General features: G+C 34.9%; 11 protein-coding genes. 10 read left to right on the top strand and 1 reads right to left on the bottom strand.

The features are described from left to right. Positions 1 to 105: 105 nt before the first annotated feature. The 10 genes from ACNI3C_RS02825 (at position 106) to ACNI3C_RS02780 (ending at position 11,227) form a co-directional block, all read left to right on the top strand. A complete protein-coding gene (locus ACNI3C_RS02825) occupies positions 106 to 528 on the top strand; it encodes an ATP-dependent zinc protease family protein (RefSeq protein WP_419770736.1) in 423 nt (140 codons plus the stop codon). Positions 529 to 538: 10 nt separating this feature from the next. Further along, positions 539 to 1,471, top strand: coding sequence for a 30S ribosomal protein S6--L-glutamate ligase (rimK, locus tag ACNI3C_RS02820; RefSeq protein WP_419770735.1), 933 nt, complete (start codon positions 539 to 541; stop codon positions 1,469 to 1,471). Then, on the top strand, positions 1,471 to 2,520 hold the full coding sequence (locus ACNI3C_RS02815; protein ID WP_419770734.1) for a succinylglutamate desuccinylase/aspartoacylase family protein: 1,050 nt from the start codon (positions 1,471 to 1,473) through the stop codon (positions 2,518 to 2,520). The genes rimK and ACNI3C_RS02815 overlap by 1 nt, the downstream gene beginning before the upstream one ends. 52 nt (positions 2,521 to 2,572) lie before the next feature. Then, the gene (locus ACNI3C_RS02810) at positions 2,573 to 5,041 is read left to right on the top strand and encodes a hydrogenase small subunit (protein ID WP_419770733.1); all 2,469 of its coding nucleotides are present in this window, start codon (positions 2,573 to 2,575) and stop codon (positions 5,039 to 5,041) included. Beyond that, positions 5,028 to 6,728: a nickel-dependent hydrogenase large subunit gene (locus ACNI3C_RS02805; protein WP_419770732.1), complete on the top strand. Its 1,701-nt coding sequence runs from the start codon at positions 5,028 to 5,030 to the stop codon at positions 6,726 to 6,728. Before ACNI3C_RS02810 ends, ACNI3C_RS02805 begins: the two co-directional genes overlap by 14 nt. A gap of 42 nt (positions 6,729 to 6,770) precedes the next feature. Further along, positions 6,771 to 7,277: a mechanosensitive ion channel domain-containing protein gene (locus ACNI3C_RS02800; RefSeq protein WP_419770731.1), complete on the top strand. Its 507-nt coding sequence runs from the start codon at positions 6,771 to 6,773 to the stop codon at positions 7,275 to 7,277. Next, positions 7,270 to 8,067 (top strand): CorA family divalent cation transporter, encoded by a 798-nt coding sequence (locus ACNI3C_RS02795; protein WP_419770730.1) that lies wholly within the window; start codon positions 7,270 to 7,272, stop codon positions 8,065 to 8,067. Before ACNI3C_RS02800 ends, ACNI3C_RS02795 begins: the two co-directional genes overlap by 8 nt. 83 nt (positions 8,068 to 8,150) lie before the next feature. Further along, a complete protein-coding gene (locus ACNI3C_RS02790; protein ID WP_419770729.1) occupies positions 8,151 to 9,182 on the top strand; it encodes a rod shape-determining protein in 1,032 nt (343 codons plus the stop codon). A gap of 89 nt (positions 9,183 to 9,271) precedes the next feature. Next, positions 9,272 to 9,841, top strand: coding sequence for a lipid-binding SYLF domain-containing protein (locus ACNI3C_RS02785; protein WP_419770728.1), 570 nt, complete (start codon positions 9,272 to 9,274; stop codon positions 9,839 to 9,841). Between the two features lie 387 nt (positions 9,842 to 10,228). Next, positions 10,229 to 11,227 (top strand): tRNA pseudouridine(13) synthase TruD, encoded by a 999-nt coding sequence (locus ACNI3C_RS02780; protein WP_419770727.1) that lies wholly within the window; start codon positions 10,229 to 10,231, stop codon positions 11,225 to 11,227. Between the two features lie 9 nt (positions 11,228 to 11,236). Here the strand turns inward: ACNI3C_RS02780 and ACNI3C_RS02775 are convergent, their stop codons facing one another. Then, entirely contained in the window at positions 11,237 to 12,208 is a 972-nt protein-coding gene (locus ACNI3C_RS02775) for a hypothetical protein (RefSeq protein ID WP_419770726.1), read from the bottom strand. Positions 12,209 to 12,212 lie beyond the last annotated feature (4 nt).

Here is a 12,212-nt window from a genome sequence, read left to right as displayed (position 1 = left end):
TTTTCTTCAATTACAATTTGGCTACACGAACAAACTATTTCTCTAAAACAAGCTATTAAAAAATAACTACTTTCTGATATAATATCTTTTTAAATAGGAAAAAATATGTCTGGAAAGAAAATTATAGGAAGAAGAGAAATTGTCTCAATTTTAGATTTAGAACTCTTTGATTTAGATGCAAAAATAGATACAGGTGCAGATTCAAATGCCTTACACTGTGACGATATTTTTATAGATGATGACAACTTTGTGCATTTTAAATTGCTCGATGAAGTTCATCAATCGTATCATGGTAAACAGATGAAAGTACCTTTATATAAAGTTAAAAGAGTAAAAAGCTCTAACGGTACGGTTCAGTTAAGACCCTCAATTAAAGTCAGTATTTTGTTTTTTGGGAAAAGATATAAAACCATTATCTCTTTAACCAATCGTTCCGATATGAAGTATCCCATGTTAATAGGTCGAAAATTTTTATCAACACGTTTTTTAGTTGACGTTGAAGAAGAATATCTCACAAAGAAAGTATAAAAGGAATATTATGAAAGTATATATATTATCAAGAAATAAATTGCTCTATTCAACATCAAGATTGGTTGAAGAAGCAGAAGCCAAAGGGTGGGATGTAAAAGTTATTGATTATTTAAAATGTACAATTGAAATTATGAAAGGTGAATTGGTTGTCAATTATTTAGGAAAAGTATTGCCAACACCCGATGCCATTATACCCAGAATTGGGGCAAGCCGAACATTTTATGGAACAGCTATGGTTCGACACTTTGAAATGATGGATGTTTTTAGTACTTCTGGAAATTTAGCCATTGCACGAAGTCGAGATAAACTCAGAAGTCTTCAAGTGTTGTCAAAAAATGGAGTCGATTTACCTCGAACGGTGTTTGCTTCAAATAAATCCAGTGCAAAAGATGTCATTGAATTAAGTGGTGGTGCTCCTTTGGTGTTAAAAATATTGGAAGGAACACAAGGTGTGGGAGTGGTACTTGTTGACAGTGAAAAAGCAGCAAAGTCAGTTTTAGATGCGTTTTATGGAATGGATGTAAACTTACTGGTTCAAGAGTACATAGAAGAAGCAGGGGGTGCAGATATCCGAGCATTGGTGGTCAATGGCGAAGTCGTTGGTGCGATGAGACGACAAGGTGCTGAGGGAGATTTTCGATCAAACTTACATCAAGGGGGAAGTGCCGTTGCTCATAAACTTACAAGAAAAGAGAAAGCCACTGCCATTGCAGCTGCAAAAGCGATGGGATTGGGTGTATGTGGTGTAGACATGATTGAATCTGCAAGAGGACCTTTGGTTATGGAAGTTAACTCATCGCCTGGTCTTGAAGGCATTGAAAAATCTACAGGTTTTAATATTGCAGGTAAAATAATGGATTACATTGAAAAAAGTTTAAAACCAAAATCTGAACTTAATCCTCAAAAACGAAAAATAAAAAAAGATAACATTGGAGCATAATGGCAAATTCAAAGTTTATTTTAGGAGGGATTGACGTACCAAGAGGAAGTAACATGACCATCAATCTTGAGTTGCCCAAGTTATATAATACACCAACGCAACTTCCTGTAAGAGTCATACGGGGTAAAAAAGATGGTCCCGTTGTGTTTATCAGTGCTGCCATTCATGGTGATGAACTCAATGGTATTGAAATTATCAGACGTTTTAGAAAACTCAATATTTTAAACAAAGTTAAGGGTACCATTATATTAGTACCCATTGTCAATGTTTATGGAATCATGACACTCTCAAGATATTTGCCTGACAGAAGAGATTTAAATCGAAGTTTCCCTGGAAGTGTAAAAGGCTCACTGGCAAGCAGAGTGGCAAAAATATTTTTTGATGAAATTGTAAGTAAGTGTCAATTGGGCATTGATTTGCACACTGCATCTATTCACAAATCGAATCTTCCACAAGTAAGAACCAATATTGATAATGAGTTCACGTTTAATTTGGCCAAAGCATTTGCTGCCCCAGTGATCCTTCATTCTGAGTTAAGAGATGGGTCACTTCGAGCTGAAGCACAAGAGAAAGGTATTCCTATTTTACTCTATGAAGCGGGTGGAGCACTTCGGTTTGATGAAACTTCAATACGCATTGGGGTTAAAGGCATTGTGAATGTGCTCAGAGAAAATGGGATGTTTCCAAAAGTTTTAAGAAAAACAACACCTAAAATACCTATTATTACAAGAACCAGTCAATGGATACGTTCAAATGAAAGTGGCATGATACGTACCATTAAAGCGTTAGGGGATACGGTGAAAAAAGATGAAATCATTGCCTATATTGATGCCCCTTTAGATAACGACAGTTTTGAAATCACTTCACCTTTTGATGGTGTTATTATTGGAAAATCAGATATTCCTTTGGTTCAAGAAGGGGATGCTATTTTTCATATTGCAAAATTGAAAAATCTTGAAACAGCAGAAAATAAAATTGAGTATTTCAGTGAAAATGCCATGGAACAAAGTGAGTTTTATGAGTTAAATAATGAGGAAATCATTGAGTAACACTCTTAAGGTATAATGAAATATGTAAAACGCTTTAAGATAAAGGCATGATATGAAAAAAAGTAAAAAAGCTTTTGATCGAATGAAAATAGTCATTGTAGGTGGAGGAATTTGCGCAGTATATATTGCAAATAAACTGCTAAAAAAAAGAAAAAATCTCGATATTCAAATTCTCTCTTTAGAGAGTTATAAACCTTATGACAGAATCCATCTGTGTTCTTTGGTCAATCAATCTCTTGGTATTGAAGATATTGAACTGGCACTTGAGAGCAAAGTTAAATTGGAACTCAATCAAGAGGTGACGGATATCTATACCAAAAGTAAAGTGGTCATCACCAAAACGGCTTCTTTTGAATACGATAAACTCATCATTGCCACAGGTTCTAAACCCAAAACACTTTTTAATATACACAATTTGGATAACGCAACGGCTTTCAGAGACATTGCCGATTCACAAAAAATTGCCAAAGGCATTGTTGATCGAAACGTAGTGCTTGTTGGGGTGGGTGCAATTTGTTTAGAACTGCTTGATATTATTTCAAAAATGAATACCTCTGCTTCCATACATATTCTTTCAAGGGGAGAATATCTTTATTCAAAAGATTTAGATATTGCGTTAATTAAACAAATCCAAAATACCTTTGAATCCAATCAAAAAGTCAAGTTCTCTTTTAAGGATGAAATTGTCTCCACACAAATTGAAAACAATCATATTGTTAAGGTGGTGACTAAAACGCAAGAGATTGATAACCCCTTTGTGATTTTTGGAGTGGGCATTACCCCTAATATTCATTTTGCTAAAGGAAGTCTTGAAATCGATGAGGGGATTTTGGTCAATAACAGTATGCAAACTTCTGAAAATGACATCTATGCTGTAGGAGAAGCGGCCCAAATCAAAGAAGATGGTTTTATTGCAAGACGGGTTAAAGAGTGTGTTAATCAGTGTGATGTGGCAGTGGCTTCCCTTTTAAATCTTAATCAAGAGTTTGAACACAAAGTGGCTATTGATTCATTGAAAGTGGGTGCTTTTTTACTTGCAGATGTGACCTCTAAAAAGTATGATATGAATGATATTGATAATGAAAAAATCATCATGACCTCCAAAAAAGATCACCGTGTGGACCAATACATTATCAATAACAATAAACTGATGAGGTTTATTGGAATCAATACCAATATTGATGTCATGTATTTAAAAAAGATGATACGAAATAATGAAAACATTGATGCCAGTTATCTGTATGACAATCGATTGGTCAGCGAAAAAGGACGATTGGTCTGCAGTTGTAAACCCACTCATGAGTTGGATTTGGTTGAAATTATTCAAGAAAATTGCATAGAAAATTTTAATGCTTTAGCGCCTTTTACAAAAGCAGGACGTGTCTGTGGACGATGCAAACAAGACATTGTAAAAATCATTGAAAATACGCCCATTGACCCTAAACTCGCTCTAAAAATAAAAGAGGAAAAACGAGTCAAAAAAGAGCAAGAGGCACTTCAAAAAGTACAAAAACGACTGGAAAAATTCAACAAGTTTCACCCTCAAAATCAACTGGATGCCAGTAACTTTGAATCCGCAATTAAATCTTACGATATGAGCCAAGAGTACAATCAAATGGTCTCAATGATTACGGCAAAGTTAAAGCTTCATCCCCAATATGAAAGCAGTGTCAATAAAGCGCTTAAGAACTTAAATAAGTTGCCCATTATTTGGATTGAGTTATCCGATTGTACGGGTAACAGCGAAAGTTTTATCAAATCAGCGCACCCCACAATAGAAGAGTTGATTTTGGATTTTATCTCTTTGGATTACCATGAGTTACTCATGGCACCCAGCGGAGAACAAAGTGAGAGTGTGTTATCGCAATTGATTGAAAAAGAGAAAGGCAAATACATTCTTTTGGTGGAAGGAGCAGTTCCTCTTGGTTTGGATGGAAAATTTCTTCGTATTGGAGAAAAAGCAGAAACGGGGATTGAACTCTTAAAACGATGTGCCAAAGATGCCGCTTTGGTTGTGGCAGTTGGAACGTGTGCTTACGATGGCGGAGTGGTTGCCTCTGGAAGTAACCCAACACAAGCTGTGGGAGTACGTGAAGCTTTAAAAAGAGAGGATATTATCAATCTTCCTGGTTGCCCTACCAATCCCATTAATATTGTGGGAACACTTTTACACTATGTGATGTTTGCAGAGTTACCCTCTTTGGATGAACAAAACAGACCCACCTTTGCATATGGTTACCGAATCCATGACAATTGTGAAAGACGTGGACATTATGACTTGGGTGAGTTTGTTCAAGAGTGGGGAGACGAAGGTGCGAAAAAAGGGTGGTGTCTGTTTAATATGGGGTGCAAAGGGCCTTACTCCAATTTGAATTGTTCTTTGGTTAAATTCAATGAAGGCACCTCTTGGCCAGTGGCATGTGGTCATGGTTGTTTTGCTTGTGGTGAGGGGAAAATCGCCTTTGATGAATATGCTAATAACAGAGTTTTAAAGGATGCCAACAGTCATGAAAAAAAATAGTTTAAAAAAGATTATCATTGACCCTGTTACCAGAATCGAAGGGCATTTGCGCATAGAGGTTGAAATTGATGAAAACAATGTCATTCAAGAAGCTTGGGCAAGTGGGCAACTTTTTCGAGGAATTGAAACCATACTTGTAGGCAAAGATCCCAGAGACACAGCTCTTGTTGCACAACGAATTTGTGGAGTTTGTACCCATTCTCACTACAGAGCTTCCATTGAATCAGTTGAAGATGCCTATAAAATGGACATACCAAGAAATGCTCACATCATGCGAAATTTGGTCTCACTCTCTTTGTTTATACAAGATCATATTGTGCACTATTATCAACTGCACTCTTTGGATTTTGTGGATGTGGTTTCAGCCAGTCAGGCCAAAGCAAAAAAAGCGACACAAGAGGCTTTAAAATACTCGGCAGAACCTTACAGAAATTCAAAAGCACACCTAAAATCAGTTAAAGAGAAGTTGGTCAATTTTATAAAAGCAGGAAGGTTGGGTCTGTTTGCCAATGGTTATTGGGGACATGAAGGGTATAAATTTACGCCCGAACAAAATTTAATCCACATGTCTCACTATTTTGAAGCGTTAAGGATTCAAAGAGAGATTTCAAAAGCCATTGCGATTTTTGCAGGAAAAACGCCTCACCCGCAATATTTGGTTGTGGGAGGAGTTACTTCGGTTATGGACATGCTCAACTCTTCACGATTGAATGATTTTATGTTGATTTTAAAAGAGGTCAATGATTTTATCAATCGTGCCTATCTTCCTGATGTAAAAATGCTCTGTGAGGTGTATAAAGAGGATATACATGCGGGCAATGGGTTAGGTGTTGGAAATTTCATGGCAGTGGGAGGATATGATTTTTCTAAAGAGAATCAACTCTTTGAAGCAGGAGTGATTAAAGGGTTTGATTTTGAAAATATTGAATCGTTTGATATAACTAACGTAACTGAAGAAGCAACACGCGCATGGTATGTCGATGAAAAAGCCGTATTTCCTATTGAAGGTAGCACGACACCTTTTTATACCGATATCAATGAAGATGGGAGTTTAAAAACAAGCGGGAAATACTCTTGGATTAAGGCACCTCGTTATGAGGGAGTGACCATGGAAGTTGGACCTGTATCTCGAATGCTTGTAGGGTATTTAAAAAATTCACCTGTGATTAAACCCTATATGGATACTTTTCTGCAACAAAATGATTTAGAACTCAAAGACATTTGTACCACTATTGGAAGAAATATCGCCAGAGCCATAGAGGCCAATATTTGTTGTGAGTTTATTTTTGATTTTATGAATGAACTCATTGAAAACATCAAATATTATGATGAACAAACGTGGAGTAAGTACAGCTTTGATACTTTGCCTAAAAATGCGCAAGGGTGGTGCGTGTATGAGGTACCACGAGGAGTATTGGCTCACTTTGTTAATATCGAGAATCAAAAGGTAAAAAACTATCAAGCGGTGGTACCTACAACATGGAATGCCTCACCTAAAGATGCCAAAAATCAAAGAGGCCCTTATGAAGAGTCTTTAATTGGAATAAAACTGAACAATCCCAAAGAGCCTTTAGAAGTTTTAAGAGTCATACACTCTTTTGATCCATGTTTGGCTTGTGCTGTTCATATTATTGATGCAAAAAAAAGCTCTTTAGGCAGTTATAAAGTGGGTACTTCAATTTTTTAAATGGGTATTGGTTATAATGGTAAAAATTTTTAAAGGTTTACAATGTTAGATCATAATATTTTATTAACGATTATATTGGTTGTTGGAACAATTATTACCTTGAATGTTTCTAAATACTCTTTGCAAAAAATTGGCTCATTAAAAAAAGCCAATGAGAAGCGAATATATTATGTCTCTAAAAGCATCAATGTTGTTATTACCATTGTTGCTATTTTTTTAGGTGCAGCCATTTGGAGCATGAGTTTTGATGGAATTTTGATTTTTGTTTCATCGATTTTTGCCGTCATTGGTATTGCTTTATTCGCACAATGGTCCATTTTAAGTAATATTACCTCAAGTGTGATTATCTTTTTTACCTTTCCTGCTAAAGTAGGAGAGAGCATTAAAATTGTCGATGGAGACAACTCAGTTGCAGGGAAAATTGTTGAAATTTCACTCTTTCAAATACATATTGTAAATGAAGATGGGGATTTGATTATCTACCCCAATAATCTTTTTATGCAAAAACCCATCATTAAAATAAACAACAAAAAGGATGAAGATGCATAATGTAGAAATAGATGATTTTCACCTAAGAGATATTAAAAACGAGATACATCCTTCTATTTTTATAAAAACTCAAGAGTATGATCTTTTAATTGTGAGGCTTCCTTTTAAAGAGGGGGAAAATGAACTTGAACTCATCAGTAATGCATTTATTTTCACACATGATTCATATTACTTTTATGATAGGAATAAACAAGAATTCACCGATTTAAAAGATACCAAAGGGTTGTATACTTTATTGAATGAGAAAGTCAACTGTGCCATGTCTGTCAGTAATGATATTTATGACAAAATTGAAGATATCGAGGACTCTTTTTATGAAAATGAAAACGTTAAAAACTTCAATCACTTGTGGTTTTTGTATAAAAACAGTTTAATCAAAATCAACAGAACTTTAGTTAAAACGATTGAACAGATGAAACGATTTGTGCAAAATTATAAGAGAGAAGATGACTTCTTAGAGATAAATTTCAGTGATATCTTAGAACATCTTGAACGAAGTCACCGTTCTTCTTCACACTCTTTAGAGAAATTGGATGCGTTGTATAACTTTTATGTCAGTAACAGCAATGAACGGATTAATAAAACCATGTATGTGTTGACTTTGCTTTCAGGAGTTTTTTTACCTTTGAATTTAGTGGTGGGTTTTTTTGGGATGAACACCACTTCTTTACCTTTTACACAGGGAGTAGGTGGTACCTATTTTGTAGGGATGATTCTTCTTGGATTGGGGATATTTGCATATGCTGTGACGCTTTTTTTAAAAAAAACGGGTAAAATATACAGAGAATGACTCTTAATCAAACTAAAAAAGTCATGAATTTTAGGATATAAAAGTTACAATTATGTGAGTTAAGTACATCATAAGGAATAAAAATGCTTTTTGATAAAATTGTAGGTTTGTTTTCAAGTGATATTGCAATGGATTTAGGAACAGCCAATATTATAATTTCTGTCAAAGACAGGGGAATTGTGATAAATGAACCTGCAGTTATTGCTGTGTCTCAAGATAAGTATGGTCAGAAAAAAGTCTTAGCTGTTGGCAGTGCGGCAAAAGAGATGATGGGAAAAACGCATAAAGATATATATGCCATTCAACCCATACAAGGTGGGGTCATTGCTGATTTTGAGATGACCGAAATCATGATTAAATACTTTGTGGCTAAAGTACACCGACGAAAATCGTTTTTGAAACCACGAATTGTAATTTGTGTGCCCTTTGGTGTGACTCAAGTTGAGAGAAATGCCGTCAAAGATTCGGCAACTAATGCGGGTGCCAGAGAGGTGATACTGGTTGAGGAACCTATGGCAGCGGCTATTGGTTCAGGAATTCCAGTCAGTGACCCCGAAGGGTACATTATTGTTGATATTGGCGCAGGAACAACAGAAGTTGCTGTCACTGCTTTAGGTGGTTTGGTTTTATGCAGAGCCACACGCGCAGCTGGAGATAAATTTGATGAAGCCATCATTCAATATGTCAAACAGAACCACAAATTGCTTATTGGTAAAAGAGCGGCAGAAAGAATTAAAATAGCCATTGGCAGTGCGATACAACTTGATGAAGAGTTGACCATGAAAGTTAATGGACGTGAAAATTCTGGTCTACTTTCAACCATAGAACTCAGTACAGAAAGTATTCGTTTGGCCATTAAAGAGCCTTTAAGAGAAATCATCAATATCATTAAAAACGTATTGGAAATTATGCCTCCCGATTTAGCAGCTGATGCGGTGGATAATGGAATTATTTTAACCGGTGGTGGCTCTTTAATTCGAGGGCTTGACACTTACATATCGGAATGCGTTAAGCTTCCAGTAGAACTTTCAGATGAGCCACTTTTAGCAGTTGCTAAAGGAACAAGCTGCGTTATTAATGACGATAAACTCTTAAAATTAATCTTTAATGAATAATTATTTTTTGTTTTAATTTCTCAATATTTTAAGTTATTGTTTATGGTATAGTATGTGCATATATAGTGATATACTATGAGGAATAATTTATGAAACAACTTTTAAAAAGCATACTTTTTTTATCGATTATTATTGCATTTTCTGGTTTTTGGGACGGGAATACTCCCAAAGAAGATCGAGCAGAAATTATTAAAATGAGAGACGAAACACTCAACCGACTTCTGCAAAATGATGTTCAAGCCCAAATGTATATGGACAGAGCTTATGGATATGCTGTTTTCAGTAATGTGGGCGTAAATGTGGTTCTTTTTTCTGCGGAGGGTGGTTATGGCGTAGCACACAATAACTTAAGTGGAGAAAATACCTATATGAAAATGGCATCTGCGGGTGCAGGTTTTGGTTTGGGTGTAAAAGATTTCCGAGCCGTTTTTCTTTTTGAAAATGAAGAAGTTTTTAACCGTTTTGTTAACAGTGGTTGGGAAGCCAATGCACAAGCCGATGCTGCTGCTATTGCAGGAGAGCATGGCGGATCTATCAGTGCTGCCATTACGGTAGCTCCTGGAGTAAAACTGTATAAAATAACAAAAAATGGGGTGGCCATTCAAGCAACCCTGCAAGGCACAAAATACTGGAAAGATGACCGTTTGAATAACGAATGATATTAATAAATCGTTAACGGTTCATTGGTTAACAGTTAATGTTTGCGTGTTATACTTGTTTTATCAATAAGTTAAATGCGAATTAACTTACTGTAGCTAAACAAAAATTTTTTCAGTTCCTCCTTTTAAAAAGGCATCTTTTATAAGATGCCTTTTTTTATGAAAGAATTCCAGATATTAACTATTGATTAACTATTGATTGTTTCATTGTTAACGCAATACGGTTATACTTGTTTTATCAATAAGTCATACGAAGCTTATTGAACAGCTACTAGACGAATTTTGAACTCCCTCCTTTAAACTAAAGAAGGCATCTTGTAAAAGGTGCCTTTTTTTATGCCTTAAAATATATTAGGGTATAATCTCAAAAAAATAAAGAAAGTAATCATGAAAAGAATTTTTATACAAAAATACAAACCCTTAGATTTTAAATTTTATCAAAATGTAGATGACTTTGTTGTTGTTGAAGAGCCTATTGCTTTTGCTAACAGAGGAAATTTTATTATATTAAAAATCAAAAAAGTGAATTTGGGGACGTGGGATTTGATTGAAAAAGTCGCTAAGGGGTTTAATATTTACGAAAATGAGATTGGCTACGCAGGACTTAAAGATAAAAATGCTACAACTACCCAATACCTCTCTATCCCAAAAAAATATGCCAAAGATGTAAAAAAATTTAAACATGGAAAAATTGAAATAGTTGAAACTTTTTTACATGGAACAAAATTGAACATTGGTGATTTAAAAGGCAACACGTTTGAAATTAACTTGCACGAAGTTAAAGAAGAGGATGTAGGCATCATTGAAAAAAGATTAAAAGAGATTGCTAAAGCGGGCATGCCAAACTTTTTTGGATTCCAAAGATTTGGAAAAGATATCAAAGAAAATCTCGAAAAAGCGCAAAAAGTCATTTATGGAGATTTGAAAATCAAGGACAGAAAACTTGAAAAAATGTTAATTTCTGCCTATCAAAGTGATTTTTTTAATCGTTGGTTGGCAAAAAGATTGTTGATGTCAAAAGAGAAATTTGATCTTTTAGGTGGGGATGTGATGATGCAATTAAGTGATGAAAAGTTTTTTACCCCTAAAAATATTACAGAAAAGATTCAATCAGATTATGACAACCATAAAATTGTACCAACGGGACTTCTCTCTGGAAGAAATGTATTTAAAAGCATGGGTGAAGCTGGAAAAATAGAACAAGAGTTTGATGATACATATATTCAAGAGAAAGGTTTGCGAAGAGCTGCCGTTGTTTTCCCAAGAGATATCAGTGTGAACTACAATAAAGAAGAACAAAAATGTAAGTTGCGATTTACCCTTCCAAAAGGCGCTTATGCCACGGTATTAATAGAAAATATTGGAAGCAAATATCTCAGAAGTTAAGTAGACTTTCTACTTAACTTTTATATATTCATCCCCAAAATAGATGGTGTCTTTAATGGCAATGGTTTTGGCATCTTCTGAAAATGAGAAATCATAGACTCGGTCTGTTTGAAAATCATCATCCACATTCACAATAAAACCTTGAGACTCTAACGCATACAACGATGTTCCATATGCCAAAGCATAAAATTTAGCAAATTTATATTTTTTTGTGCCTAAAACATTTAATTTTTCATCCATTTTGATGAGTTTCCCATCGATGGTTGCCAAGAAAATATTTTTCCCATTTGTGGTGACATCTCTGATTTCATAATCTTTAATATTTAAACTTCCTGTACCCACTGCAATGATTTTATTGTTGCTTGCAGCAATCAAAGTGTCGTTGATAACATCTAAAAAGATAATATTATTAAATGTTTCCCCCGGATCAACAACGATGTTTTTTAAGACCTTATTCTCCTCTTTACTGACCACAATTACTTTCCCATCAAGGGTAGGGAAAAGGATAAGATTACTCATGAAGAGTGGATTGGTAATTCTTGTATCATTCGCAACAGATTCTTTGTAATACTCTTTAAATACGAACTTGGCAGAAGCTGTGTCATAAATGGCAATAGAGTTATTACTGAACAACAGTGCTAAGGTATTGCCTTGTATAGTTGCGGCAACAACCACATCTCCTACTTCAATTAAATTATCATCAATTAAGACTTTGTCTTTGTTATTTGTTGCAATAAATGAGTTATCACTTCGGTTAATAAATTCAAATCCTTCAGGAAGAAGAACATCAGAAACACCTTGTTGAGAGATAAATTGTTGATTGTCTAATGTTGCACCACTTCGATTGAAACTCTCAATGTCTCCTTTTAAATCTGAAACTTTTCCATGGTAACTTTGTGTATCTTCTGGTTCAAAATATTGTTTGTTTGAACAACCTGTCATGATAAGTAATGTTGTAACTAATGTCAATAATAGTTTCATTTTT

This window comes from Marinarcus sediminis (SeqCode) (assembly GCF_048571275.1).
Lineage (GTDB): Bacteria > Campylobacterota > Campylobacteria > Campylobacterales > Arcobacteraceae > Marinarcus > Marinarcus sediminis.
The sequence above is the reverse complement of the archived record's forward strand: the minus strand, read 5'-3'. Positions and strand labels throughout refer to the sequence as shown.